This window comes from Micromonospora sp. NPDC049049 (assembly GCF_040649115.1).
Classification (GTDB): domain Bacteria; phylum Actinomycetota; class Actinomycetes; order Mycobacteriales; family Micromonosporaceae; genus Micromonospora.
Genome location: NZ_JBEZEX010000008.1, coordinates 21,708 through 47,943, shown reverse-complemented (window position 1 = coordinate 47,943; position 26,236 = coordinate 21,708). Strand labels below are relative to the sequence as shown.

General features: G+C 71.3%; 19 protein-coding genes and 1 pseudogene. 6 read left to right on the top strand and 14 right to left on the bottom strand.

The window, feature by feature from the left end:
* Positions 1-11: 11 nt before the first annotated feature.
* The 6 genes from AB0B68_RS11050 to AB0B68_RS11025 all read right to left on the bottom strand — a co-directional run bounded on the left by AB0B68_RS11050 (position 12) and on the right by AB0B68_RS11025 (position 7,980).
* Positions 12-644 (bottom strand): dTDP-4-dehydrorhamnose 3,5-epimerase family protein, encoded by a 633-nt coding sequence (locus AB0B68_RS11050; protein ID WP_357206422.1) that lies wholly within the window; start codon positions 642-644, stop codon positions 12-14.
* Positions 645-654: 10 nt separating this feature from the next.
* A complete protein-coding gene (locus AB0B68_RS11045; RefSeq protein WP_357206424.1) occupies positions 655-1,920 on the bottom strand; it encodes a GNAT family N-acetyltransferase in 1,266 nt (421 codons plus the stop codon).
* Positions 1,917-3,299: a condensation domain-containing protein gene (locus AB0B68_RS11040; protein WP_357259361.1), complete on the bottom strand. Its 1,383-nt coding sequence runs from the start codon at positions 3,297-3,299 to the stop codon at positions 1,917-1,919. Before AB0B68_RS11040 ends, AB0B68_RS11045 begins: the two co-directional genes overlap by 4 nt.
* Positions 3,300-3,336: 37 nt before the next feature.
* Positions 3,337-3,585, bottom strand: a complete 249-nt coding sequence (locus tag AB0B68_RS11035; protein WP_357206428.1) for a phosphopantetheine-binding protein — start codon at positions 3,583-3,585, stop codon at positions 3,337-3,339.
* A gap of 92 nt (positions 3,586-3,677) precedes the next feature.
* Complete coding sequence (locus AB0B68_RS11030; RefSeq protein ID WP_357259358.1) at positions 3,678-6,926, bottom strand: BTAD domain-containing putative transcriptional regulator; 3,249 nt, start codon at positions 6,924-6,926, stop codon at positions 3,678-3,680.
* Between the two features lie 52 nt (positions 6,927-6,978).
* Positions 6,979-7,980, bottom strand: a complete 1,002-nt coding sequence (locus tag AB0B68_RS11025) for a methyltransferase (RefSeq protein WP_357222132.1) — start codon at positions 7,978-7,980, stop codon at positions 6,979-6,981.
* A gap of 174 nt (positions 7,981-8,154) precedes the next feature.
* On the opposite strand from AB0B68_RS11025, the gene AB0B68_RS11020 reads away from it, so the two are divergent.
* Entirely contained in the window at positions 8,155-9,696 is a 1,542-nt protein-coding gene (locus AB0B68_RS11020) for a 4-hydroxyphenylacetate 3-hydroxylase N-terminal domain-containing protein (RefSeq protein ID WP_357259355.1), read from the top strand.
* Positions 9,697-10,066: 370 nt separating this feature from the next.
* Here AB0B68_RS11020 and AB0B68_RS11015 read toward each other — a convergent pair.
* A pseudogene (locus AB0B68_RS11015) lies at positions 10,067-11,968 on the bottom strand (KedN5 family methylcobalamin-dependent radical SAM C-methyltransferase); the annotation flags it as partial.
* Between the two features lie 204 nt (positions 11,969-12,172).
* The gene (locus AB0B68_RS11010) at positions 12,173-13,774 is read right to left on the bottom strand and encodes an FAD-binding oxidoreductase (protein WP_357194084.1); all 1,602 of its coding nucleotides are present in this window, start codon (positions 13,772-13,774) and stop codon (positions 12,173-12,175) included.
* A gap of 312 nt (positions 13,775-14,086) precedes the next feature.
* Between AB0B68_RS11010 and AB0B68_RS11005 the strand changes: the two genes are divergently transcribed.
* Genes AB0B68_RS11005 through AB0B68_RS10985 form a run of 5 tightly spaced genes read left to right on the top strand, consistent with a single transcriptional unit; the run spans position 14,087 to position 19,784 of the window.
* Positions 14,087-15,073 (top strand): Gfo/Idh/MocA family oxidoreductase, encoded by a 987-nt coding sequence (locus tag AB0B68_RS11005; protein ID WP_357194087.1) that lies wholly within the window; start codon positions 14,087-14,089, stop codon positions 15,071-15,073.
* Positions 15,070-15,999 (top strand): NAD(P)-dependent oxidoreductase, encoded by a 930-nt coding sequence (locus tag AB0B68_RS11000; RefSeq protein WP_357194090.1) that lies wholly within the window; start codon positions 15,070-15,072, stop codon positions 15,997-15,999. The genes AB0B68_RS11005 and AB0B68_RS11000 overlap by 4 nt, the downstream gene beginning before the upstream one ends.
* Positions 15,996-17,306 carry a lipopolysaccharide biosynthesis protein RfbH gene (rfbH, locus tag AB0B68_RS10995; RefSeq protein WP_357259352.1) on the top strand — a complete coding sequence of 437 codons (1,311 nt, stop codon included), beginning with the start codon at positions 15,996-15,998 and terminating at the stop codon, positions 17,304-17,306. The genes AB0B68_RS11000 and rfbH overlap by 4 nt, the downstream gene beginning before the upstream one ends.
* 40 nt (positions 17,307-17,346) lie before the next feature.
* Complete coding sequence (locus AB0B68_RS10990) at positions 17,347-18,408, top strand: glucose-1-phosphate thymidylyltransferase (RefSeq protein WP_357194097.1); 1,062 nt, start codon at positions 17,347-17,349, stop codon at positions 18,406-18,408.
* Positions 18,405-19,784, top strand: coding sequence for an NDP-hexose 2,3-dehydratase family protein (locus AB0B68_RS10985; protein ID WP_357194100.1), 1,380 nt, complete (start codon positions 18,405-18,407; stop codon positions 19,782-19,784). The genes AB0B68_RS10990 and AB0B68_RS10985 overlap by 4 nt, the downstream gene beginning before the upstream one ends.
* A gap of 50 nt (positions 19,785-19,834) precedes the next feature.
* On the opposite strand, the gene AB0B68_RS10980 is transcribed toward AB0B68_RS10985, so the two are convergent.
* The 6 genes from AB0B68_RS10980 to AB0B68_RS10955 are packed head-to-tail and all read right to left on the bottom strand — an operon-like array spanning position 19,835 to position 26,233.
* A complete protein-coding gene (locus AB0B68_RS10980) occupies positions 19,835-20,986 on the bottom strand; it encodes an epoxide hydrolase family protein (protein WP_357194103.1) in 1,152 nt (383 codons plus the stop codon).
* 34 nt (positions 20,987-21,020) lie between these two features.
* On the bottom strand, positions 21,021-22,277 hold the full coding sequence (locus AB0B68_RS10975) for a cytochrome P450 (protein WP_357194106.1): 1,257 nt from the start codon (positions 22,275-22,277) through the stop codon (positions 21,021-21,023).
* Positions 22,274-23,869 carry an AMP-binding protein gene (locus tag AB0B68_RS10970; RefSeq protein WP_357259349.1) on the bottom strand — a complete coding sequence of 532 codons (1,596 nt, stop codon included), beginning with the start codon at positions 23,867-23,869 and terminating at the stop codon, positions 22,274-22,276. The genes AB0B68_RS10975 and AB0B68_RS10970 overlap by 4 nt, the downstream gene beginning before the upstream one ends.
* Before the next feature lie 8 nt (positions 23,870-23,877).
* A complete protein-coding gene (locus AB0B68_RS10965; protein ID WP_357259346.1) occupies positions 23,878-24,618 on the bottom strand; it encodes a class II aldolase/adducin family protein in 741 nt (246 codons plus the stop codon).
* Positions 24,615-25,301, bottom strand: coding sequence for a DsbA family protein (locus AB0B68_RS10960; protein WP_357194115.1), 687 nt, complete (start codon positions 25,299-25,301; stop codon positions 24,615-24,617). Before AB0B68_RS10960 ends, AB0B68_RS10965 begins: the two co-directional genes overlap by 4 nt.
* On the bottom strand, positions 25,298-26,233 hold the full coding sequence (locus AB0B68_RS10955) for a thioesterase (RefSeq protein WP_357259343.1): 936 nt from the start codon (positions 26,231-26,233) through the stop codon (positions 25,298-25,300). The genes AB0B68_RS10960 and AB0B68_RS10955 overlap by 4 nt, the downstream gene beginning before the upstream one ends.
* Positions 26,234-26,236: the final 3 nt, after the last annotated feature.

The following is a 26,236-nucleotide window of genomic DNA, read 5'->3' as shown; positions in this document are numbered from 1 at the left end:
CATGTGCCCGCCTACCGTCCACCAGCCGCCCTGGCCGGGGCATCTCGCAGATTGCGCACCTCGATCGCCCGGCAGCGGGCGTAGTCCGGCAGCAACCCCGCCTCCCTTGCCTGCTCCAGGGTCGGCGCGGCGCGGTCGCGCTCGGACAGATCGTGCCCGGCGGGGTTTCCCACCGGCAGACCCAGCCGTGGATCGAGGACGGAGACGGCGCGCTCGTCAGCGGGCTCGTACTCCCGCGAGAGCAGGTACTGCATGACGGCGTCGTCGGTCAGCGCGACGAAGGCGTGGCCGACACCGACCGGCAGGTACAGCGCGTCCATCCGGTCGCCGGTGAGCCGCACCGCGTCCCACTGGCCGTACGTGGGCGACCCCACCCGGATGTCCACCACGATGTCGAGCAGGGCGCCGTGCGCGCAGTAGACGTACTTCTCGGCGCCGGGGGGTGCGGCTGTGTAGTGCACCCCCCGAACCACTCCCCGCCGGGATCGGCTGTAGCTGGCCTGCGCGAGTGGGAACAGCGGACGGCCGGTGGTCTCGGCGAACAGGCCAGCCTGCAACGGGGTGCCGAAGAAGCCCCGGTCGTCGGGGAACACCGGCGCGGTGAAGTGCAGGGCCCCGGTCACGGCGAGCGGGCTCACTGTCACGGTGACCCCGTCAGAACCAGTAGCTGATGTACGGGCTGCGCTCCGGCACCGCCATGGCGTCCCACAGTCGCACCTTGCGCGCGTCCGGGGCGCTGATCCGGCCGGCCCTGGTGAGCGCGGCCGCCGGGGTGCCACCGAGCAGGATGACGGCCAGCGCGCCGACGCCCATCTCCAGGTCGGCCGCGCCGGTGACCGGCTCGCACGTGGCGTGCCCGTCGGTCACCTCCAGCCGGAACGTGCCGGCCGCCAGGCCCTCCGGGTCGTGCACGGTGAGCGTGAGGACGCCGTCGCAGGCCCAGCCGCGGGTGCGCAGGAGCCGTGGCACATCCAGCGGGCGGATCCAGAGGGCGTCCTGACGGCGGACACGCATCCGTCGCGCGTCGTCGACCCACCAGCGCAGCGGGCTGTCCACCGGCATCCGCCACACGTCGATCTCGCGGACCAGGTCGACGGAGAACAGGTGCCGCCAGAGCGCGCCCTCCGCCTCCTGGTCGGCCGCGAGGAAGTCGATGACGTGCAGCTTGCTCTGCGGCGCGGACTCCGCCGTCCAGTCCGGCATGATCCGGTATGTCACCAGCCCACGGTCGTCGATCGCGGCGCAGTGCCGGGGCCCGTACCCCGGGGCGCCCAGGGCGAGAGCCTCCTCCAGCGCTCCGGACGCGGGGTCGCCGGCAAGCCGGTCCCAGTAGCACGAGGGGGTGAGCACCTCCCCGGGCGTCTGCGCCGCCTGCTGGGAGTACAGCTTGTACCCGAGGTCCCGGGCCTGCGTACCGTCGATCCGACGCGGACGCAGGTCGCGGCCCGGCACGTCGTCGCGCAGGCCGACCGCCCGGACATCGAACTCGACCGCGTCGGACCAGGTCGCCGGGCCGGAACCGAACCGGCCGTAGATCGGCCACTCGGACGCGCCCCCGACGACGATCGCCTTGCCCTCGTCGACGGCCCGTCGGTTCAGGTGCGCGACTGTGGCGCGCAGCAACCCGCGCCGGGCCACCACCGGGTGCGCGGAACCACCGGTGCACGCGGCGGCCGGCACCGTGTTTCCGCCGGGGAGCACAAGGTCACGGTCGAGCGCGGTGTTGGTGGCGACGTACCGTTCGTCGTCGGCGACCGCCACGGCCCGATCCGCCGGGTGCGTACGCCGGTAGAAGTCGAGGATCTCGGGATCGGCGCTGACCGGGTTGCCGAAGGCACCGAGCCAGCAGTCCAACCATTCCCCGTACCGGTCGTCCGGGAGGTCGGTGACCAGCTGGTAGCCGGGAGGCAGCGTGCTCACGAGTGCGCCCCTTCGTGGGTACGGGCGCCGGCCAGCGGCGCGTCCGGGTCGGCCAGGACCCTGCCGAACAGGTCGCGGAACTCGGCCAGCATGCGGTCCACTGTGGTCTGCTCGAACCGGTCCGTGCTCGAGCTGACAGCGCAGAAGATCTCACCGTCCGGGTCGATGTCGATGGTCCACAGGATCGCGTCGTCGGGGATGCCCGGGCCCTGCGCCTGGGACAACCGTCGGCGCACCGGCGCGTACTCGACCGCACCGGCGGACCGGTTCTTCGACGCCGCGGGGTTCTGGAACACCGCGAAGCCCGGCACGACCATGCCGCCCTGTTCCAGCCCCGCGATGACGTCCGGGGCCCGCTGCGCCAGTCCGACGAACGGCACCTCGTGCGGGAACGCCTCCAGGCAGGTGGCGCGCACCCGGGCGAGGACGTCGCGGTAGGTGACACAGCCCGAGATGTCGGTTCGCAGCGGTGACATGTTGACGAAGTAGCCGACCGTGGCCTCGGCCCACTCGTGCCGGCGGCCAGGTCCGGGGGTGAGCGTCCACACCACCCCGTCCGAGACACCGGTCATCCGCTGGAGATGGATGAGCTGCGCCGCGAAGATCACCATGAACGGTGAGCTTCCCGTCGCACGGCCCAGGCGCAGGGCGGCCGAGCCGACCCGGGCGTCGATCTGGAAACGGTCGACGCGGGTGACGCCCGGATGGTCGGGGTTCGCCGGCCGGTCCGCGGCGATGACGACGGGGCGCGCTCCGGCCAGCCGCTCACGCCAGTACTCGAAGGACGGGTCGGACCCGCCGGCAGCGGCATCTCCCTCGGTGCGTCGCACGTAGTCGCGATACCGCGGCGGGTCCGGCAGGTCGGGTTTGCCGCCGGCCAGGCGGGCGGCGTAACACGCGGCCAGGTCGTCCATGACGATGCCCAGTGACCACACATCGATCAGCGGGAGGTACGCGACCAGCACCAGCACCGCGTCCCGGTCGTCGAAACGGCCCAGGTACGCCCAGAGCAGGGGGAGCTCGTCAGCGTCGAAGTGACCGGACTCGGCCTCGTCGAGGAACCGCTCGGCCCGTACGCCTCGGCCGTCCGGGTCGTCGCCCAGGTCATGCACCTGGAGCCGGGCCGGGCACGGGTCCCGCACCTCCTGTTCCCAGCCGTCGGCACCCCTGATCACCATTGTCCGCAGTGGTTCGTGCCGGGCGATGACGTCGTCCAGAGCCCCGCGCAGCAGGTCGGCGTCGACCGGCCCGGTGAGCCGCCAGCCACCGCTGGAGATGGGGCGCGGGCCGAACCCGGCCGTGGAGCCGTCCTCCTGATGCTGCCCGCGCAGGAACTCCTGCTCGATGGAGAACGGGAAGCGGTTCTCTGCGTACACCATTCCACCGTGCCTTTCCACGTGGTCGAGCCCGCTCGGGTCAGCGCCGTTCCGCACGCGCGATAACCGCCCGGGCGAGGGCGGCGCGTGTCGGGTCCTTGAACAATTCCTCGACGGGCACGTCGATGCCGGTCCGGTCACTTATCCTCGCGACGATGCGAAAAGCCGCTATCGATTGCCCGTTCAATTCGAAGAATGTCGCGTCGGGCGGACCGGCCGCGGTGTCGAGAACGTCCTCCCAGATCGCTGTGACGTGCTTCTCGAGATCGGCGCGCGATTGTTCTGACATCCGGATCCCCTCGGCCGGGAATTCACTGTCTCGCGAGCTGAAGCATCACACGTGTTCGACCCGATGTTCATCTCCTGCGTTGCGCAGGCTCGTCAGCGCCGGGCCATCGACCGGTCGTCGCGCAGCAGGTCGTCGAGCGGCGCGCCGGCCCCTGCGGCGCGCTCCGCGACCAGTTGGGCCGGTCCCAGGTCGGCGGCCAGGAGCCCGGCGACGCGTCGCGAGTCGTGCCGGTCCGCGTCCGGCGACGGCAGTCCCGCCGCGTCGCGGGCGGCGTCCGCCGCGCCCAGCAGTCGGGCCGCCCGCACCGGGTCACCGGCCAGCCGGTACGCCCCGGCGAGCCCCTCCAGGGCGAGCGCCACCGCTCGCGGGTCACCGCTGCTTTGAGCCGCGGCGAAGCCCTCCCGGTGCCGGTGCAGCGCGTCGTCGGCCGCACCGCGCTGCTCGGCGACGAAGCCGAGCTCCGCGCCGACTGCTGCCACGCCGGCATGCCAGCCGGCCTGCCTGTTCCACTCCAGCCACGGGTGCAGCAGTCGCTCGGCGGCGTCCCATCTGCCCTGCCGGCGTGCCGTGATCGCCAACCCCAGGTCGGCGAACTGCTCCAGGGCCAGATTGGACTGTTCCTTGGCCATGTGCCGGGCCTGGGCGTGCAGGTCGCCGGCGGCGGCGTGGTCGCCGGCGTCCAGCGCGATCCGTCCCAGTTCGTTCAGCTGGTACGACACCTCCGGCCACAGGCCCAGCTCGCGGGCGATGCGGAGGGCATCGCGGTGCAGCCGCGCGGCGCGGCTGCTGTCCCCGGTCATCCGGGCCAGCGCGGCCAAGGGGTTGGTGGCCTGCAACACTCCCCAGTGGTCGCCGAGATCGCGGAACTCCTCCAGACTCCGCTCCGCGTCGCGGCGCAGCGCGGCGACGTCTCCGCGCAGCAGCGCCGTCCAGGCCAGGCTACTCAGCGCGGCCGCCGCCCCCCAGCGGTCGCCGAGGCTACGGAAGTCCGACAGCACTCCGTCCAACCGGCCGTCGCCGGGCCGGGCGGTGACATCCTCGGGCAGTGCCGAGGCGAGCAACCAGCGGGCCCGCGCCACGGCGTGCGGGTCGGCACCGGCCTCACCCTCGGCCTCCGCTCGGCACAGCAGGTCGTGTGGGTCATCGCCGCCGAGCGCTGCCATGCCCGCCTCCCAGAGCAGCGCCAGGGCACGCCGACCGGCCGGCGCCTCGCCCGGGACCGCGGCCGCCGCCGCCAGCGCACGGCGGCCCTCGCCCAAGTGGCCGCGCAGTACCCAGTACCAGGCACAGGCGCAGGCCAGCCGGAGGGCGAGCACCGCGTCGCCACGCTCGATCGCCGCGGCCAGGGCCGCCCGCAGGTTGGCCTGTTCGGCGTCCAACCGGCGCAGCCACCGGCGCTGGACGGGACCGCGCAGATTCTGGTCCGCCTCCTCGGCGAGGGCGGCCTGGCAGGTGCCGTGCCGCAGCCGCACCGCCTCGTCCTCGCCGGACTCCCGCAGCCGCTCGGCGCAGTACGCCCCCACCGACTCCAGCATCCTGTACCGCACCCCGTCGGCGTTCTCCACGAGCGTGACCAGCGAGCAGTCCACCAGTCGCCCGAGCAGGTACGCCACGTCGGCACGGGACACTCCCCCAACGGCGGGCGGATCGGCGCACACCTCCTCGGCTGATGACAGCGCGCAGCCGTCGGTGAACACCGACAGCCGTCGCAGCACGGCCCGCTCGTCCGCGCCGATCAGGTCCCAGCTCCAGTCGATCATCGTGCGCAGGGTGGCGTGGTGGGCCGGGCCGCCGCGCCGATGGGCAGCCAGCAGTCGGAACCGGTCGTCGAGGCGGGCGGCCAGTTCGGTGATCCCCATCGTGCGCACCCGGGTGGCGGCCAGTTCCAGGGCCAGCGGTATGCCGTCGAGCCGCCGGCAGACGGTGGCCACCGCTGCCGCGTTCTCGTCGTCCGGGGCGAAGCCGGGCTCGGAGGCGGCCGCCCGCGCCAGGAAGAGCTCCCCGGCGCTGGACCGGCGCAGTTGCGCGACCGTCGTCGTACCCGCCTCCGGCGGCGCCAGGGGCGGCACCGGCACCAGAACCTCGCCGGGCACACCGAGCGACTCCCGGCTGGTGGCAAGAATGCGCAGGTCGGGGCAGGCGTCCAGCAGTTCGCGGCCGAGCTCGGCGACATCTTCGACGACGTGCTCGCAATTGTCGAGCAAGAGCAGCAGACGCCGACCCCGCAGCGCCGCCACCAGTCGGTCGACACCGCCGCCGCTGCCCGACCGGCCGTCGTCCCGGAGCCCGAGCGTGCCGGCCACAGCGTCGATCACGGCGGACGCCGCCCGTCCGCCGCCGGCCGGGCGCGGCACGGTGCTGAACTCGACCATCCACGCGCCAGCCGGCACACCGGGTGCGACCCGCGCGGCGACGGCCACCGCGAGCCGGGTCTTGCCGACGCCGCCCGGACCAGTCAGGGTGACCAGGCGGCCGGCGTCCAGGAGCCGAGCCGCGTCGGCGACCGCGGCGTCCCGGCCGATCAGCCCGGTGAGCGGGGCCGGCAGGTTCCCGCGTTCGGGTTCAATCGGCACCGGCGTCGTGGCCGGGCCGGTGAGCGTCGGGTCCTGGCGGAGCAGGGCGCGGTGCAGGGCGACCAGTTCGGGCCCCGGGTCGAGCCCCAGCTCGTCGCGCATGCGTTCGCCGAAGACCCGGAACTCGTCGAGCGCCTCGGCCTGCCGGCCGCACTGGTACAGCGCCCGCATCCGCGCCGCGCGGAAACGCTCGCGCAACGGATGGCGTTCCACCAGGTCGCCGAGATCGGCCAGCACGTCGGCGTGTCGACCCAGATCGAGCGCTGTCTCGGCCCACTCCTCCTGAGCGATCAGCCGGGCCTCCGACCAGCGCGTGACAGCCGGGCGGACGAACGCCTCGTCCGGAAAATCGGCGAGCGCGGGGCCGCGCCACAGCGCCAGGGCGTCGGTCAGCAGCGCCATCCTGTCCCGGGGGTGGACGGCGCGGCGGGCTCGGCCCACCATCTCGGTGAACAGACCGACGTCCACCGCGTCGTCGCCGGCGGTAAGGGCATACCCGGCCGGGGAATGCGTGACCAGATCGCGCGCACCCGGCTCGGCATCGTCCAGCGCGCGCCTGAGCTGCGACATCTTGCTGCGGAGCACGCTGGCCGGGTTGGCGGGCAGTCGGTCGCCCCAGAGGTCGTCGATGAGCCGGTGCGCCGCCACCGGCCGACCGTCGTGGACCAACAGATCGGCCAGCAGCGCGCGAACCTTGAGCTCCGGGATGCGCACCGGCTTGCCGTCAGCGGTCCAGACCTCGAGCGGACCGAGCATCCCGAAGCGCATGCGGCACAGGGTAACCCACCCGGTGGCGCGACGGCGGCAACGGAATGGCAGGTCAGCCTGCCGCGCGCAGCTCCACGATGGAGAACGAGCCGGCCGGATGGACGGCCACAGCGTGCAGCCCGACGGATGCCGCGAGGGCGGTCAGATCGGCGGCGGTCCGCTCCCGACCACCGCAGGCCGTCAGCATGCGCAGGTCCATTCCCGTGTGGGTGGCCTCCCCACCGGGCCCGGTCTGCTCGACCACCAGCACCGCGCCGGTCTGCCCGGCGGCCTCCGCGCACCGGCGCAGGATCTCCCGCGCAGGGTCGTCGGCCCAGTTGTGCAGCACGAACGACAGCACGTACCCGCCGGCGCCGGCCGGCAGCGGGTCGAAGAAGCTGCCGGCCACCACGTCCAGGCGCTCCCCCAGGTCCGACTCCGCGACCGACTTGCGGGCGGCCTCGCAGTTGTCCGGCATCTCGAGCACCGTGCCACGCAGCGTCGGGTAGGCGTTGAGCAGCCCGATCAGCAGCGCGCCGTTGCCGCCGCCGACGTCGACGACCCAGCCCAGCGGACCCCAGTCCATGCCTTCGACGATCTCCGGCGACCGTGACTCCAGGTCGCTGGTGAGCCGGTTGAAGTTCGCGGCCCGCTCCGGGTCGGCGGCCCAGTCCTCCCAGAAGGAACGGCCGAACTGCACCGGAAAACCGGCCTCTCCCGTCCGTACGCTGTGCAGCAGCTGCACGAACGACAGTTCGGCCCGGCCGACGGAACCCTCGATGTCCAGCCGGGCGCGGGCCTTCGACGGGTGGTCCTCCCGCAGCACCGCGCCGAGCGGGGTCAGTGAGTATCGCCCGCCGCTCTCCCGGGTCAGCAGGCCCCGGACGGCCAGGTACCGCATGACCCGCTCCAGCGCGTCGGCATTCACCCCCTCGGCGCCCGCGATCGCCTCGGCGGTGTCGGCCCCGGCGTCGATGTGGTCGGCCAGGCGCAGCGTCGCCGCCGTCCGGATCGCCATCGGCGTACCGAGCCCCGCCATGGACCAGATCCTGGCGCTCATCTCGTCGCGTGCCACCGTGCCCCCTCGTGGGTCGTGAGAATCTGATCGTCGCCCGCTCACGCTCGCATTCCTTGCGTAGCAGCGGCATCTCCTGAATTGCCGTTCCGCTTCCATTGCCTTGTCGTGCCACCGAGCCGGCTGGCACGCTCCATGAATATCCGCACCGCCACGCCGAGGAGCTGATTGCCGATGCCGAGCGCAGAATCCACGACGGAGACGCCGGAGGCGCAACCGTCCGGACTACGGCCATTTACCGGTGCCGAATATCTGGAAAGCCTGCGCGACGGTCGGGAGATCTGGCTGTACGGCGAGCGCATCAAGGACGTCACCGAGCATCCGGCCTTTCGCAACAATGCCCGGACCATCGCGAACATGTACGACGCGCTCTGGGAGTCGCCGGATCGCGACGTGCTGACCGTCCCGACCGACACCGGCAACGGTGGCTTCACCCACCCGTTCTTCCGCGCCCCGGTCGACGCGGCCGACCTGCGCCGCTCGCGCGACGCCATCGCGGCGTGGCAGCGACGGTGCTACGGCTGGCTCGGCCGCTCGCCCGACTACAAGGCGTCGTTCCTCGCCACCCTGGGGGCCAAGGCCGACTTCTACGCCCCGTTCGGTGACAACGCCCGGCGCTGGTACAAGGAGTGCCAGGAGCGCGTGCTGCACGTCAACCACGCGCTCGTGCACCCGCCGGTGGACCGCCACCTGCGCCCCGAGCAGGTCGCCGACGTGTACGTGCACGTGGACCGGGAGACCGACGCGGGCCTCGTGGTGAGCGGGGCGAAGGTGGTGGCGACCGGGTCCGCGCTGACCAACTACAACTTCATCGCCCACCACGGGCTCCGGATCAAGGAGAAGCAGTTCGGTGTCGTGTTCATGGCGCCGATGAACGTCCCCGGGGTGAAGCTGCTCTGCCGCACCTCGTACGAGATGACCGCGGCCCGCACCGCCAGCCCGTTCGACTATCCCCTGTCGAGCCGGATGGACGAGAACGACGCGGTCATCGTGTTCGACCAGGCCCTGATCCCGTGGGAGAACGTCTTCGTCTACGGCGACCTGGAGAAGGCGAACACGTTCTTCCACGACTCCGGCTTCATGCCGCGGTTCTCCCTGCACGGCGCCACCCGGCTGGCGGTCAAGTTCGACTTCATCTGCGGCCTGCTGATGAAGGCCGTGGAGATCAACGGCACTGACGAGTTCCGGCAGGTGCAGGGCAACATCGGCGAGCTGATGGTCTGGCGGCATCTGATGTGGGCGCTGTCCGACGCCATGATCGAGCGGTGCCGGCCGTGGGCCGACGGCTACGTGCAGCCCAACGAGGAGTACGCGCTGACGTACCGGACCCTCGCCCCGATGGCGTACGGCAAGATGCGCGAGATCGTCCAGCACACTGCGGGCAGTGGGCTGATCTACCTGAACTCGGGTGTCGCCGACTTCCACAACCCGGAGATCCGCCCGTACCTGGACCGGTACCTGCGCGGCTCGCACGGCACCGACGCTGAGCAGCGGGTGAAGGTGATGAAGCTGCTCTGGGACGCGGTGGGCACGGAGTTCGGCGGGCGTCAGGAGCTGTACGAGCGCAACCACGCCGGCAACCCGGACGACAACCGGGCCCAGGTGCTGCGCCGCGGCAGCCAGGCCGGCGTCACCGACGACATGATCGCCCTGGTCGAGCAGTGCCTGTCCGAGTACGACCTGAACGGCTGGACGGCACCGCACCTGGCGACGTAGTCGCCGGCGGCGATTCGCCGCGGACCCCTGAGCTGGCGTGGGCGCTCGTCGAGCGTCCACGCCTCAGTCTGCCAGTGACCGGCGTGCACGCGTCAGTCTGCCCGTGACCGGCGTGCACGCGTCAGTCTGTTCGTGCCCGGCACACCGGCGCGCACGCCAGGGCCCGGCGCCTCCTGTTGAGGCACCGGGCCCGCGGCATGTCTCAGGAACAGCCGCCCTTGTCCGCCTTGAGCATTCCCAGCGTGGTCCGTCCGTCCGGAGCCGGCGAGCCGGCCTCCGCGGACCGCGACGCCGAGGAGGCCTCGAACTCCGCCTCGCTCAGGCCCTCGGCACTCCCCCGCGCGTTGTCGTGGACCTCCTCGGCGGTCATCCCCATGAAGTGCACGACGATCTCGTGGTTGGTCGACGTCACCGCCGACTCCGAGCCGGTGCGGTAGTACAGGTCGACGGTGAAGTCCACCGGCGACAGGTCCGGCTCCTCGCCGCGCCGGATGGCCGCGACGATGGCCGGCACGTTGTAGCGGAGCCGCACCCCGCTGCGTAGGTAGTACTCCTCATCGCGGACCAGCACCACCGGCAGGTCCTCACCGACCGGATGGTCGGCGGGGCGGTAGACCGGCTGGGTGAGCAGGTCGTAGCGGAACACCTCGTCCAGCACCGGCGCCGCCTCGGCGGGCACCAGCGGCCGGATCGCCTCGTCCCACCAGCGGTGCAGCATCCGCTCCGCGTCCGGATCGGTGTAGAGGTAGGTGATCGCCGCCCCGAATGCGCCGGTTCCGCCGACAGCGGTCGCGGCGTACCCTCGCAGTGGCGCGGCCGCCGGGTCGTCAGTGGTGCTGATCCAGGTGTCCAGGTGGCGCAGCACCTGGGACTGGGTGATGCCGGCGAGGTGCCGCAGCGCCGGCCAGATCCAGCGCAGGACCGCGTTCTCGGCCACGACCCGCGCCATGAAGAGGAACCGCTGCATCTGTTGGTTCTCGGCGAAGGTCATGGTGTTGTGCGCGAGCACGTACTCGAAGTCGTCGTTGTCACCGCGGACGGCCTTGATGCCGTACTGCTCCTTCTTCTCCATGTAGTCGGTGTTGGGCAGCAGGAGGATCGGGTAGACCGCGATCCGCGACACCCGCCGGGACAGCCGGTCGTAGCCTTCCATGAAGGACTGCACCGTCTCGCCCGGCGCGCCCCAGATCAGCTCGGCGTAACAGTCGAGCCCCTCCTCGTCCAGCCAGGCGGCGAGGTCCTCCCATTCGTTGACCTTCATGTTGCGCCGGTTCATCGTGTCCAGTGCCGTGTCGCTGAGCGTCTGGAGCGCGAGCGTGAAGGAGCTGCGCATGCCGGCCTCCTTCATCATCTTGACGATGCGGAAGAACGTCTTCGACTTGTTCTTCGCCCAGGACGTCTCCAGCGCGCGCGGGAAGCCGAGCCGGTCCCGGGTCTCGATGAGCGTCTCGACGAACTCCACGTCACCGGGCAGGAGCCCGAAGTTGGCGTCGCAGGCGACCACGGTGTGCACCTTGAGCCGGCCGAACATCTCCAGCTCGGCGCGCATCCGCTCCGGCGAGAACGCCCGGACCTTCTGCCCGACGGCGCCGCCCCAGTAGCAGAACGCGCACTTGTACGGGCAGCCCCGGTTGGTCTCCATCAGCGCCACGTCGTACCGGAAGTTGCCGTCGGCGTCGGTCATCTCCAGCGCCCCGGTCAGGAAGGGCGACGGTATGATCTCGAGGTCCTCGATCCGGTCCCGGGCGACGTTGTGGCAGGTGGCGCCGTCGGATTCGCGGAACGACACACCCGCCACCGCGTGCAGCGCGTGCTTGTCCACCCCGTCGAGGTAGCAGTTGAGCAGATCGCGGAACGTCAGCTCGCCCTCCCCGTTGACCACGACGTCGACCTCGGGGAACATCCGGAACACCCGGTCGGCCTGCTCGGCCACGTGGGTGCCACCGAAGACGACCCAGCCGTCCGGGTTGAGCTGTTTGAACGTCGCGGCCAGTGATCCGAAGGACCGGTAGTTCCAGCCCAGCACGCTGAACGCGAGAACGTCCGGCGGCTCGTCGCTGAACAGGGCGTTGGCCATGGTGGCGTTGGTGGTGCCGCCGCGGAAGTTGTGGATGCTGATGTCGCAGGCGTCGCGGATCCGGTCGTCGGCCAGGGCCGTCGACTTCAGGTAGCCCGACGCCAGCGGCATCGACTCCAGCGGCATCTCCCAGACACCCTGTTGCACCAGGAACACCTTGGTCGTGGCGTTCGCATTGCCGTCCGGGCTCGTCATGTCGGTCCTCCGTTTGCTGATCGGATCGGGTCGGCCGGGACTCAGGTCGTCCCGGCTGTCCGGCAAGGACCGCCACCTCTTCCGTCACACCGTCGTCAGGGCAGTACGCAACCGGCCCCACACCCGTCATGTCGATGGGCGTGGGGCCGCTTCGCGACCGGCTGTGTCAGCGGTCTGCGGGCAAGACCTGGACGAACCGCCCGGTCAGGCGGGCTCGATGGACATCGCGTGTTGGAAGGTGTTCAGCGGGTCGTACTTCTTCTTGATCCGCTGAAGTTTCGGGTAGCTGCCCTTGTAGTAGAGGTCGTGCCAGGGCACCCCGGACGTGTTCCACGCCGGGTCCTTGGTGTCCTTGCTGGGGTAGTTGATGTAGCAGCCGTCGTACTGGTCGTTCGGGACCGGCACCCCGCCGGTGGCGGCGTGCACGTCCCGGTAGAGCCGGCGGGTCCACTCCACGGCCTCCGCGTCGGCGTTCGGATCGGCCCAGGTGGAGTCGATCCAAAAGCGCAGAATGGAGTCACGCTGGGGCACCGCGGTGGCGTCCGACGCAACCGCGTTGACCTGCCCGCCGTAGGCACCGAGATAGACCAGGCAGGAGTTCTTGGCGTCGGGGTCCGTCAGTGCCCCGTAGACGATGTCGATCTGGTCGTCGGTGAGCGGCTTGCGCAGGTTGCTGCCCGCCGACTTCGTCCGGGCGCCGAGCGAACGGGGGTACTCGAACAACGCGTTGGCGAGCCAGAGCTCCTCGTTCATCTCGACGTAGCCCTGCACTGACACGCCCTCGGAGACAGCGGCGATGTAGTCCTCAACCATCCGGCGGGCATTGGGCGCCGTGGCGTCCATCCGGCACTCGAGGTAGAGCGCGTAGTCCCTCTTCATGTTGAGATGCAGGGCGCTGTGCATGACGACGTACGGCGAGTCTGGCCCGCTGTTGGCCGCGTGCCAGGCACCGTGGTTCTGCACCAGCCGCTTGAAGTCCGCCTGGCTCAGCGACTCCCATGGCCAGGTCACCCAGGTCATCAGGAGCCGGGCCGGCGGCCGCGGCAGAGCCTTGGTCGGGTTGTTTCCGGTGGCCCGCGGGTCGCGGAACCAGTACCGGGTGACGACGCCGAAGTTGCCGCCGCCACCACCGGTGTGCGCCCACCACAGGTCGCGGTTCGGGTCGTCGGGGCGGCGCGTGGCGACGACGATGCGGGCCTTGCCCTTGGCGTCGACGGTCACCACCTCAACCGCGTACAGGTGGTCGGAGATGAGACCGTACCGCCGGGACAGCGGCCCGTATCCCCCGCCGGCGGTGTGTCCGCCGATGCCCACCGGTGGGCACACCCCACCGGGGATGGTCACGCCCCAACCCAGGTAGAGCGCTTTGTACGCCTGCGCGAGCGTGCTGCCCGCGCCGACCGAGAAGGCGTTCATCTTGGCGTCCCAGGAAACCTGGTGCATCGGGGACACGTCGATGAGCATGTCGAAGCGCGGGTCGGCGACCAACGCCTCGAGGCAGTGCCCGCCGCTGCGGACGGTGAACTTGCGGCCCTCCTTGACCGCCCGCTGCACCGCCTCCTGGACCTGGCCGGCCGAGTAGGCCAGCACGATCGAATCCGGGGAGAAGACGAAACGCGCGTTGAACCCGCGCGTCAGCAGTTCGGGGTAACGCGGGTCGTCCGGACGCACCACCACATTCGGCAAGGCCGCCCCACCGCTGTGACCGACGGCCTGCGCAGCGCCGGGCTGCAGGACCAAGCCGGTGACAGCAGCGCCGGAGACAGCAGCGGCCGAGCCGAGGAACTGCCGGCGCGATGCAACCATGTGAGCACCTACCCATCGGTATAAGTCGACTGATCCGGCTCAGTCTGCTTGCTCTGGCCACGCGCGATCTTCTTCCAGATTGCGGTGCCGCCCGGCGCCCGGACCGAACATCGACAGGCGACGCTGCCTGCGATGGCACCACTGTGCCGCAGCGGCGACATCCCGGGCATCTCGCAAGTTGCGCTCAGCGGACGGACGACCCGGCTGCGCAACGTGTGAGATGCCGTCCCGGGCGGTGCTCCGCGATGGTGATCAGGTGATTCCCATGCTGTACGTGCGGTTGCGGGTCGCTCTCGTTCTGGGGCGACGCCGATGAACCACGTGCCGGTCCCCGTTCGCCTGGGCGTGCTCGGCTGCGCGGACATCGCGTGGCGCAAGCTGCTGCCTGCGGCTGCGGCGGAACCGGGCCTGCGTACCGTCGCGATCGCCGGACGTGACCCGGCACGCACCGACCGTTTCGCGGCCCGGTTCGGCTGCGCCGCGGTGAACCGGTACGAGGAGCTACTCGAGCGTTCCGACGTGGAAGCGGTCTACCTGCCGCTGCCGATCGGCTTGAGGCACCGGTGGGCGGGCGCCGCGTTGGCCGCCGGCAAGCATGTGCTGGCCGAGAAGCCGATGGTGGGCACCGAGAAGCAGACAGCGGACCTGGTTGCCCAGGCGGCCGAGCGCGGCCTCACCCTGATGGAGAACTCCGCGTTCCTCCTGCACGGCCAGCACGCCGCGGTGCGCCGCGCGTACGAGGCCGGCGAGATCGGGGAGCTACGCGCCTTCAGCAGCGTGTTCGGGATTCCGCCGCTGCACAACGGGGACATCCGGTACCGCCCGGACCTGGGCGGCGGGGCGCTGCTCGACGTCGGCTTCTACCCTTTGCGCGCGGCACGTCACTTCGTCGGCCCGAACCTGCGGGTGGTGGGCGCGGACCTGCGCACCGGACCGTCCGGCGTGGACGTGGCGGGCACCGTGCTGCTGAGCGGGCCGAACCAGGTCGCGGTGCAGGTCGGGTTCGGCTTCGAGCACTTCTACCGCAGCGGGTACGAGCTGTGGGGCAGCACCGGTGAGCTGCGCCTGGAGCGCGCGTTCACGCCGCCTCCGGAACACCGCCCGGTGCTCGGGTTGCGGCAGCAGGACCGCCGCGAGTCGCGGACGCTGGCCGCCGAGGACCAGTTCGCCGCGCTGGTCCGCACCTTCGTGGCGGCGGTGCGCGGCGAGCATGACCTGTCCGGGCACCACGCCGAGATGCTGGGGCACGCGCGGCTGGTCGACACCATCCGCCGGGCGGCCGGCCTGGGCGAGCCGTGACCGGGCGCGCCCTGGTGGTCGGCACGGGTCTGCTGGGCCGGCACGTCCGTGACCGGCTGACCTCGGCGGGCTGGGACGTGGTCGTGGCCGGGCGCCGGTCCGAGGTCGCGACCCGGTCGCTGACCGAGGCGATCCGCGCGGCGCGGCCCGGCGTGGTGGTCAACGCCGCCGGTGAGATCTGGCGGCCGGAGCCCGACCGGCTCACCGCCGCCAACGTCGAACTCGCCGGACTCGTGGTGCGGGCCGTGGCCGAGGCCGGTGCCGACGCCCGGCTGGTGCATCTCGGCTCATCGCTGGAGTACGCGCCGCAGCCACCGCCGACAGCCCTGACCGAGGACTCCCCGGCCGCACCGCGCAGCGCGTACGGACGGTCGAAGCTGGCCGGCACCGAGCTGGTACGCCGCCTCGCTGCCCGGCACGGCGTCGAGGCGGTGGTGCTGCGGCTGTTCAACGTCATCGGCGCCGGCATGTCACCGGTCAGCGTGCTGGGCCGGACGGTGAACCGCCTGGTGGCGGCACACCGGACCGGTACGACAGCACACCTGGAGCTGACGGACCTGGCGCAGTACCGCGACTACGTGGACGCACGCGACGCCGCCGACGCCGTCCTGGCCGCCGGCACGGCACGGCAGATCGCTCCCGGGCTGTTCAACATCGGGTCGGGTGTCACCCGGACCGCAGAGGAACTGGTCCGGGCGCTCGCCGAGGTCAGCGGTGTCCCCTACCGACTGGAGCTGCGGCCGGCGCCGACGACCGGCGCGCGCTCCGCCGACGGCGACTGGCAGCGGGCCGACACCCGCCGGGCGTACACGGTGCTCGGCTGGTCGACGCGCCGGGAGCTGCCCGAGACGCTGCTCGGGATCTGGCAGGCCGCCCGGTCCCACCCGTTCCCCGGCCACCCCGCGCAGGAGGCGAGCACACCATGACCCCGGACCTCAAGGCAATGATCCTGGACCTGGTCCGGGCCTATCACACCGAACGCACACCGGACGACCAGGAGTTCGTTCCGGGCGTCACGCCGGTGCTGTCGTCCGGCGCGGTACTCGAAGCCGAAGACCGGCTGGCGCTGGTCGAGGCGGCGCTGGACATGCGGATCGCCGCGGGGTTCCACGCGCTGCGCTTCGAGCGCTCCTTCGCGCGGTACTTCGGCCTCCGCAAGGCCCACCTGGTCAACTCGGGATCGTCGGCGAACCTGCTCGCCCTGTCCGCGCTACGCGCGTCCGAGCTGGGAGACCGGCGTCTGCGGCCCGGCGACGAGGTCATCACGGTGGCGGCGGGCTTTCCCACCACCGTGAACCCGATCGTGCAGAACGGCCTGATACCGGTGTTCGTCGACGTGGAACTCGGCACGTACAACACCACAGCGGAACGGGTGGCCGCAGCGATCGGGCCACGCACCCGCGCCATCATGATCGCCCACGCGCTCGGCAACCCGTTCGAGGCCGCCGAGATCGCCGAACTGGCGGAGCGGCACGGCCTGTGGTTCATCGAGGACAACTGCGACGCGGTCGGCTCGCTGTACGGCGGGCGGCTCACCGGCACGTTCGGCCACCTCAGCACTGTCAGTTTCTATCCGGCCCACCACATCACCACGGGCGAGGGTGGCTGCGTGCTCACCGACAGCGTGGAACTGGCCCACCTCGTGGAGTCCTTCCGGGACTGGGGGCGCGACTGCTGGTGCGAGCCCGGGGAGGACAACCGCTGCAAGAAGCGGTTCGACTGGCAGCTCGGCACACTCCCGGCCGGTTACGACCACAAGTACACGTTCTCGCAGGTCGGCTACAACCTGAAGGCGACCGACCTGCAGGCGGCGCTCGGACTGAGCCAGCTGGAGCGGATCCAGGCGTTCGGCGAGGCCCGGCGCAAGAACTGGCAGCGGCTGCGCGAGGAACTCGACGGAGTGCCGGGACTGCTGCTGCCGCGTCCCACACCGGGCTCGGACCCGAGCTGGTTCGGGTTCGCGCTCACCGTCACGCCCGACGCACCGTTTGGCCGCGGTGAGCTACAGCAGCACCTGGAGGAGCGGCAGATCCGTACCCGGCTGCTGTTCAGCGGCAACCTGACCCGGCACCCGGCCTACCGGGATGTCGAGTTCCGGGTCGCCGGTGACCTGTCCAACAGCGACGCGGTGGTGCACGGCACCTTCTGGATCGGCGTCTATCCCGGCATCACCGACGACATGATCCTCCACGTCGGGCGGACCATCCGGGAATTCGTCGCCGGACGCCACTGAACGAGCGTCCACACTTCCTGCAAGGAAAGGAATTTCCACGGTGAAGGCTCTGGTCCTGTCGGGCGGTTCCGGCACGCGATTCCGCCCGCTCAGTCATTCCATGCCGAAACAACTGCTCCCCGTGGCCAATCGACCGGTACTGGAACTGGTGCTGGAAACCGTCAGCGGCCTCGGCGTCACCGAGATCGGGGTGGTGGTCGGTCGGTGGGGGCCCGACATCAGGGCGGCGCTGGGCGACGGCCGGCGTTTCGGCGTACCGATCACCTACCTGCACCAGGACCAGCCGCGCGGGCTCGCGGACTGCGTCCGGCTGGCACGTTCCTTCCTCGGCGACGACGACTTCGTCATGTACCTGGGCGACAACGTGCTGCCCGACGGTGTCGCCGACATCGCCGCCGACTTCCGCGCGCACCGCCCGGCCGCCCAGATCGTGGTGCACAAGGTCAGCGACCCGCAGGAGTTCGGCGTCGCCGAGCTCGACCCGCACGGCACCGTGCTGCGGGTGGTGGAGAAGCCGGCCCGGCCGCGCAGCGATCTGGCGATGATCGGCGTCTACTTCTTCACGGCGGCGGTGCACGAGGCGGTGGCCGCGATCGACGCGAGCACCCGCGGGGAGCTGGAGATCACCGACGCGGTCCAGTGGCTCCTCGCGTCCGGCGCGGACGTCCGTGCCAGCGTCTACGACGGCTACTGGAAGGACACCGGGCAGGTCGACGACCTGCTCGACTGCAATCGCCGGATGCTGGCCGACCTGACGCCCGGCATGTCCGGCGACGTCGACCCGGCCAGCATCCTGACCGGGCAGGTCGTCGTCGAGCCCGGCGCCCGGGTGGTGCGCTCCCGCATCGACGGCCCGGCCGTCATCGGGGCGGGAACCCTCGTCGAGGACAGCACGGTGGGGCCGTTCACCGCCGTCGGCCCGGACTGCGTCCTGCGTCGGTGCACAGTGGCCGACTCGGTGGTGCTCGCTGGTGCCACCATCTCGGCGGTGCCGCCACTGGCCCGGTCGCTGATCGGGCGCGCCGCGACGGTCAGCGCGGGCGACGGCCTCGCGCACCGGCTGGTGATCGGTGACGACACCCGGATCGAGCTGGCCGCATGAGCGCGCCGGGGGCGGCGCTCCGGCTGCGCCCGCGTGAGGACGACGGGCTGGCGCAACGCCTGGCTCGCTCGGCGGCCGAGACCGAGGCCGGCGCGGCCATCCGTACGACGGACGTGCCGGGCTGGCTGGCGGAGCGGGCGCGCGCCCAGCGGTTCCGGGTGACGCCGATCCCGTTCCAGGAGTTGGACGGTTGGGGGTTCGCTCCGGGCACCGGCAACCTGGTGCACCACAGCGGCCGTTTCTTCACTGTGGAGGGCCTGCACGTACGCACCGGCGGGTCGCCGCACCTGGAGTGGTGGCAACCGATCATCAACCAGCCCGAGGTGGGCATCCTGGGCATCGTCGCCACCGAGTTCGACGGCGTTCTGCACTTCCTGCTGCAGGCCAAGGCCGAGCCCGGCAACCCGACACCGGTGCAGCTCTCGCCGACGGTTCAGGCCACCCGCAGCAACTACACCGGGGCCCACCGCGGGGCGCCGGTGCGCCACCTGGAGCTCTTCACCGATCCGCATCGCGGCCGTCCGCTCACCGACGTGCTGCAGTCTGAGCACGGTTCCTGGTTCCACCACAAGACGAACCGGAACATGATCGTCGAGACTGGCGCCCCGGTCGACGCCGGCGCGGACTTCTGCTGGCTCACCCTCGGCCAGATCGGCCGTCTGATGCAGGTCGACAACCTGATCAACATGGACACCCGTACGGTTCTGGCCTGCGCGCCGGTGACCTTCGGCGATGCGGTGGCCCGGCACGACGATACCGAGGTGCGATCCTGGTTCACCGCGGAACGCACACGCCACGACCTCCACGGCCGGCTGGTGCCGCTGCGCGGGCTGCCCGGCTGGACCATCGGCGAACGGACCATCGAACACGTCCCGCCCCGCTACTTCCGGGTGATGGCGGTCTCGGTCGAAGCCGACAACCGCGAGGTGCGCGGCTGGACCCAGCCACTCTTCGAACCGCTGGAACGAGGGTTGATCGCGTTCCTGACCCGCCGGTTCGGCGGCGTGCCGCATCTGCTCACGCACGCCCGGGTGGAGGCCGGCTTCCACAACACGGTGGAGCTCGGGCCGACCGTACAGTGCACGCCCGGGCACCACGGCTCGGGCACCGGGCCGGCATTCCTGGACCTGATCAGGTCGGCGACGCCCGGCCAGATCCGGTACGACGTGGTGCACGCCGAGGAGGGCGGGCGGTTCTACCACGCGGAGAACCGCTGCGTCGTCCTGGAGTCCGACGCGGCGCCCGCCGATCCGCCGCCGGGATACCGCTGGCTGACACCGGGCCAGCTGACCGCGCTGCTCCGGCACGGGCACTATGTCAACGTCCAGGCCAGGACGTTGCTGTCCGCCATCACCACCGGCGCGGTCGTTCTCTGACGCACACCACGGCCGGCCGGGATCACCCGGCCGGCCGCGGCGGTTGTCGATCAGCGCACCAGACGCACGAACTCCCGGACGTCGTCGACCAGGGGGCCGGGCTGCTCCAGGGCGGCGAAGTGACCGCCCCGGTCAAACTCGGTCCACCGGGCGATGGTGGGGATGTGCGCCTCGGCGAATCGGCGTACCGGCAGGAAGATGTCCTTCGGGAACACGGCCACACCGACCGGCACGGTGATCGGAGGAGGCGCCGCCCCGGCGGCCGCCGCCTTCACCGCGGCCGCGCCCTCGTAGTAGAACTGCGCCGAGGGCCCGGCGGTGGCGGTGAACCAGTACAGCGACACCAGCGTCAGGATGTGGTCGCGCGACACCGCGTCCTCGGGCACCTTCTCGCTGTCGGTCCACTCCCGGAACTTCTCCACGATCCAGGCGAGCTGCCCGACCGGTGAGTCGGTGAGCGCGTACGCCAGCGTCTGGGGACGGGTCTGCTGGATCTTCATGTAACCGGACAGGTGCTCGTCGAACTCGCGCAGCCGGCCCAGCCGCGCCATGTCCCGCTCGCTCAGGCCGTCCAGGTCGGCCGGGTCGCCGGACGGGAAGGTCATCAGCATGTTCACGTGCACCCCCGCGCAGTGCGTCGGGTCGATGACGCCGAGCGCCTGGGAGATCACCGATCCGGCGTCACCGCCCTGCGCCACGTACCTGTCGTAGCCGAGCCGGCGCATCAGCTCCGACCACGCGGAGGCGATCCGCACCACGTCCCAACCGGTGTCCGGCAGGGTGGAGAAGCCGTACCCGGGCAGCGACGGGATCACCACGTGGCACGCGTCGGCCGGGTCGCCACCGTGGGCGCGCGGGTCGGTGAGCGGGCCGACGATCTCGGTGAACTCCGCGAACGAGCCGGGCCAGCCGTGGGTGAGGATCAGCGGCACCGCGTCCGGTTCCGGGCTGCGCACGTGCACGAAGTGGATGCTCGCGCCGTCGATCTCGGTCCGGAACTGGGGCAACTGGTTGAGCCGAGCCTCCGCGGCCCGCCAGTCGAAGGTGGTGGCCCAGTAGTCGGTGAGCTCCTGCAGGTAGGTCAGCGGCACGCCGCGTTCCCAGCCGACGCTGGCGAGCTCGCCGGGCCAGCGGGTGGCCGCCAGTCGTCGACGCAGGTCGTCGACGTCGGATTGTGGGATGTCGATCCGGAACTCTTCCATCGCGCAATTCCCTTCCATTGGCTGAAGCACGCGCTTATCGGATCTGTGCGGGAAAAGACTTCAAACCGTTCACGAAGTTCGACTCCAACCGGATCTCCGGTCCGGTACGCACCAGCGACGGCAGGTGCGGGAGGAACGCCCGGAGCAGGGCGGTCAACTCGTGCCGGGCCAGGTGGGCGCCCAGGCAGAAGTGGGGCCCGATGCCGAACGCCAGGTGCGGATTGGGACTGCGGCCGAGGTCGAGCCGGTCCGGCTCGGTGAAGACGGCAGGGTCGCGGTTCGCCGAGGTGTAGTAGAGGACCACCTTGTCGTCGGCCGCGATGGCCTGCCCGGCCAGCTCGGTGTCGCGGGTGGCGGTACGTCGGAACTGCATGATCGGTGTGACATGGCGGATCAGCTCGTCGACCGCCGCGGCGATGGGCACCGTGCCAGCCACCAGTCGGTCGCGCTGCTCGTGGTCGTCGACCAGGGCCGACAGCGAGCCAGCGATGAGGTGTCGGGTGGTCTCGTTACCGGCCACCACCAGCAGCAGCCAGAACATGCAGAATTCGCGGTCGGACAGCCGCCGGCCGTCCACCTCGGCGACGGCGAGCCGGCTGATCAGGTCGGGCTGCGGGCGCGCGCGGCGCTCGGCCGCCAGTTCCAGCGCGTAGGTGAACGCCTCGGCGAACGTCCGCCGGTAGGCGTCCACGTCCCCGCCGCCGAACTCGGGATCGTCGAAGCCGACGAGATGGTTGCTCCACCCGTACAGCAGGTGGCGATCGGCGCGCGGGACACCGAGCAGGTCGCAGAGCACCAGCAACGGCAACTCGGCCGCCAGGTCGGTGACCACGTCCAGCTCGCCGGCGCGCACGACGCGCCGGACAAGCTCGGTGGCGTGTGTCGCGACCCCGTCGGCGAGACCGCCGACCGCCCGGGGCGTGAAGACCGACGTCACCAGGCGGCGGATCTGGACGTGCTGCGGTGCGTCCATGCTGATCAGCAGTTGCCTGGTCTGCCGCAGGTCCGCCGGTGTCCGCGGGTCGACGAGGAAGGCGCCGGCCCGCCCGGACGAGAAGTCGCCGGTGCGCCGCGACGCCTCCTGCACCGCCGCGTGCGTGGTGACCGCCCAGTACCCACGGCCCCGCTCGGTGATCCGGCCGCTCGCGCTGTGCCGGGTCAGGAGCGGCTCGTCGACCCAGGCCACCGGTTCGTCGCGCCGCCGACGGGCGAACTCGGCGTGCGGCACCCCGTGCGCGTAGGTGGCCGGATGGGCGATGTCCGGCCGGGTGACGCCCGACACGGCGGTCACGGCACCGGCTCCGCCGACGACGTCCGCTCCAGCACCGCATCCGGGTCGTCCGGCGCGGGCGGCGCGATGGCGCGGCGCAGCGCGTCCTTCCGCAACTTGCCCGAGGTGTCCCGGGGCAGGGAGGCCACCACGTGGTACGCCCGAGGCGTCTTGAAACCCGCGAGCGAGCGGCGGCAGTGCGGATCGAGTAGCGCGAACAGGTCGGCCGGCTCGGGCAGAGCAAGCTCGATCACCGCGACCACGTGCTCCCCGAACTCGTGGTCGGGCACGCCGATGACGGCCGCGTCCCGTACCGCCGGATGGGCCAGCAGCACCGCCTCGACCTCCGTGGGATAGACGTTCACGCCCCCGGTGACGATCAGGTCCTGGGCACGGCCGTCGAGGTACAGGAAGCCGGCCTCGTCCAGGTGTCCCAGTTCGCCGTAGGTGAACTTGTCCGGGGCCAGGTGCACGGCCCGGGTCTTCTCGGGCGCCTTGTGGTACTGGAACGTGCGCCCGGTGAGGCGCCGGACGAACACCCGCCCGGACACACCGGCGGGCACCGGGGCACCCTCCTCGTCGACCACCACGAGTTCGTACGGCGGCACGGCGCGGCCCACGCTGCCCGGCCGGCGCAGCCAGTCGTGCGAATTGATCAGGCTTACGACGCCGCCCTCGGTGGCGCCGTAGTACTCCAGGAACACCGGCCCCCACCACTCGATCATGGCCCGTTTGACGTCCGGCGGGCACGGCCCGCCGCCGTGCCAGACCCGCCGTAGCGATGCGCCGGAGAAGCCGCGGCGGACGTGCTCCGGCAGCCGGAGCAACCGCACCAGCTGGGTCGGCACCAGATGCGCCGCGGAAATCTGCTCCGCGTCGATGACCGCGAGCGTGGCCTCCGGGTCGAACCGCTCCTGGATGTGCAGCGTGCAGCCGCGCAGCAGGGCGAGCAGCGCGAGGAACAGCTGCGACGAGTGGTACCAGGGCCCGTCGAGCAGGAACCGCTCGTTCGCCGGGACGTCGAGGACCACGCGGGCGTACTCCAGCAGTTTGGCCACCCGGGTGAACGGCGCTCCGACCACGAACATGCCGTTGAGCACGCCCTTGGGTGCACCGGTGGTCCCGGACGTGTAGAGCATGGTGGAGCCGCAGGACTGCTCGGCCGGTTCGGCCGGATCCGCGGCGGCGAGCAGAGGCTCCACCGCCCGGAAGCCGGGCACGTCACGGTCGCCGAGCACCAGTCGCGTCGGCACCTCCCCCGGCGCGCGGGCGGCGGCCCGGCCACTCACCTGCGCGTAGGGCTCCTCGACGATCAGCCCCCGACACTCCGAGTCGGTGATCAGGTAGGCGATCTCCGGCTCGGTCAGATGCCAGTTCACCGGCACCACGGTGATCCCCCGGTGCAGGCAGGCGAGCAGGATCTCGAACGTCTCCCGGCGATTGCCGAGCACGCAGGCCACCTGGTCGCCGCGACCCAGCCCTTCGGCGGCCAGGACGCCCATCCAGCGATGCACCCGCGAACCGAGCTCCGGCCAGCTGGAACGGCCGCGCTTGTCGACCAGGGCCGTGCGGTGTCCGTTCGCGGCGATGAGGTCGTTGATCAACGTCGGCATGGGCGCGTCTACTCCTCGATCAGGTCGGGTTGGGCGCGGAGGATGTCGTCGTACAGCGGGGAGAAGTTGAGCCGGCCCATGCCCGGCGCGCCCATCAGGGCCGCCGTGGCCCGCGCGGCGTCCGGGCGGATCGGTACCGGCCGGCCGGCCGCCTCGGCGAGCAGTTGCACCTGGCAGCTGCGATCCATGGTGATGAACCACCACGCCGCCTCCTGCACGCTCCCGCCGACGGTGAGCAGGCCGTGATTGCGCAGGATCACCGCCTTGGCGTCGCCGAGCCGGTCGGCGATGTGCTTCGCCTCCTGCGACTCCAGGACCACGCCCTCGAAGCCGTCATAGACCGAGTGGTCCTCGTAGAAGGCGCAGGCGTCCTGGGTGAGCGGGTCGAGCGGTCGACCGAGGGTGGACCAGGCCCGCCCGTACGTCGAGTGCGTGTGCGCGGCCGCCACCACGTCCGGCCGGGCGGCGTGCACGTGCGAGTGGATCGCGTACCCGGCCGGGTTCACGCTGCCCTTGCCCGCGACCACAGTGCCGGACTCGTCGACCAGCAGAAGGTCGGCGACCCGCACGTGTCCGAAGTGCATGCCGAACGGGTTGATCCAGAAGTGGTCCGGCTCGATCGGGTCACGGGCGGTGACGTGTCCGCCGGCGCCGTGGTCGAAGCCGAAGCGGGCGAACAGCCGCAGTGTCGCGGCGAGCCGCTGCTTGCGGTAGCGCCGTTCGGCGAGCGGTTCGCGGCGCGTGGTCATCCGCATCCGCCCGGGGTGTCGAGGTCGTACGGCGGGGTCAGCCGGGCCGACTCGGTGACCACCGGCCGGTCGTCACCCGCCTGCCACATCTCCAGGAAGGCGTCGACCCGTTCCAGTCCCCAGAACCGGTGGCGCCCCAGCTTCAGGTAGGGGATGCCGAAGATGTCGTCGAGGTACGCGCGGTACAGGCAGTCCACGCCCTCCTCCCGGATGCTCGCCGACTCGGCGGCCAGGACCGCCGTCTCCGGAGCGAACCCGGCCTCCTTCGCCGCACGGCGCACCGTGTCGGGCTGGCAGATGTCCTCACCCCGTCCCCAGCGGGCCTGCGCCAGCGCGTCGTAGAACGCCTCGGCCAGGCCCTCGCGTCGCGCGGCCAGCCAGGCCAGATGCGGCAGTTCCCACCACGGGTCCCGGTCGATCGGCCAGGCCATGGTCAGGTTCTGGCGCTGGGCCAGGCGTTTGGTGTCGAGCAGCATGTACAGGTGCTTGGCCCGGCTCATCTGCACGTAGTGGAACTCGCCGCCGCGCGCCGCCAGTGCCGCCGTCGACCGCTCGTCCGGGTCCCAGTACGGCTGCAGGTCCATCCTGGTGAACAGATCCGGTACGGCCTCGCGCAACCGCCGCACCGCGAGCCAGCTGTACGGGCTGCGGAACGAGAAGTACAGCCGCGGCCGGGCGCTCACCGTCGGTCTCCCCGCAGCGCCGCGACCACCTCGTCGTCGAGCTCGGCCATGCCGCCCGCGCCGGGTCCGGCGGCGATGGCGTAGCCGTGCAGGATCCGCGCCTGCGCGACCTGCACCAGGCGGTCGCCGCGTTGGACGTGGCACCGCATCCGTCCGTCGAAGAGCACGCCGCGCAGGATGTCGGTGACGGTGAAGACGGTGTGCACGGTCTCCTCCATCCGCGCGGCCTCGACGAGCTGGAGGTGGCTGCGCGACACCACCGGGATCCAGGACCGCTCGGTCAGCAGGCGGCCGACGGAGATGCCGCGGTCGGCGAGGAAGCGGTCCACCACCTCCTCCAGAGCGCGCACGAACCCGGAGTGCTGGACCCGGTCGGAGTAGTGGCAGTAGAAGTACGGCGCCCGCCAGGACCACAGGTGTGCGCCCGGCTCCGCGCCCAGCACGTCCTCGGCTGTCTCACCGGGTGCCAGCGACCGGTGGTCCGGGTGTCGCACCGTTGTCGCCGCGGCCAGCTCGGGGACCTCCAGAGCGTCGAGCCCGCCGGGCGCGCGACGGTAGGTCTCGGCGGTGCGCTCGCGCACGAGCGCGACCCGCACCCGGCCCCGCAGCGCGGTCACCTCCTGTCCGTCCCGGGTCGACACGAGCCGGACGCTCAGCAGGTTGTCAGTGGCCGCGGTGACCTCGGCCCGCACCTCGTCGTCCAGTTCCAGCACGGCGGGCAGTTGCACGGAGCTCTCCACGATCTCCAGGCCGAGACCGTGCCGCAGGTACAGCTCACCGGCGCCAGCGCCCTGGTCGCGCAGCCAGCGCAGCACGCCCTGCTCAACCAGGTAGAGGAAGTGCTTGAAACCGATCCAGGTACGGATGTTGGCGCCCTCGTACCCCGGTTCGGTGTGCACCACTGTGGGTCTTGGTGTGATCGTCACGGTCATTGC

Bases quoted from the DNA above. Each gene is read 5' to 3' on its own strand.
- AB0B68_RS10955 (WP_357259343.1), bottom strand. From the start codon at position 26,233: ATGACCGTGACGATCACACCAAGACCCACAGTGGTGCACACCGAACCG.
- AB0B68_RS11040 (WP_357259361.1), bottom strand. From the start codon at position 3,299: ATGGTGTACGCAGAGAACCGCTTCCCGTTCTCCATCGAGCAGGAGTTC.
- AB0B68_RS11020 (WP_357259355.1), top strand. From the start codon at position 8,155: ATGCCGAGCGCAGAATCCACGACGGAGACGCCGGAGGCGCAACCGTCC.
- rfbH (WP_357259352.1), top strand. From the start codon at position 15,996: ATGACCCCGGACCTCAAGGCAATGATCCTGGACCTGGTCCGGGCCTAT.
- AB0B68_RS11035 (WP_357206428.1), bottom strand. From the start codon at position 3,585: ATGTCAGAACAATCGCGCGCCGATCTCGAGAAGCACGTCACAGCGATC.
- AB0B68_RS10965 (WP_357259346.1), bottom strand. From the start codon at position 24,618: ATGACCACGCGCCGCGAACCGCTCGCCGAACGGCGCTACCGCAAGCAG.
- AB0B68_RS11005 (WP_357194087.1), top strand. From the start codon at position 14,087: ATGAACCACGTGCCGGTCCCCGTTCGCCTGGGCGTGCTCGGCTGCGCG.
- AB0B68_RS10970 (WP_357259349.1), bottom strand. From the start codon at position 23,869: ATGCCGACGTTGATCAACGACCTCATCGCCGCGAACGGACACCGCACG.
- AB0B68_RS10985 (WP_357194100.1), top strand. From the start codon at position 18,405: ATGAGCGCGCCGGGGGCGGCGCTCCGGCTGCGCCCGCGTGAGGACGAC.
- AB0B68_RS10980 (WP_357194103.1), bottom strand. From the start codon at position 20,986: ATGGAAGAGTTCCGGATCGACATCCCACAATCCGACGTCGACGACCTG.
- AB0B68_RS11030 (WP_357259358.1), bottom strand. From the start codon at position 6,926: ATGCGCTTCGGGATGCTCGGTCCGCTCGAGGTCTGGACCGCTGACGGC.
- AB0B68_RS11010 (WP_357194084.1), bottom strand. From the start codon at position 13,774: ATGGTTGCATCGCGCCGGCAGTTCCTCGGCTCGGCCGCTGCTGTCTCC.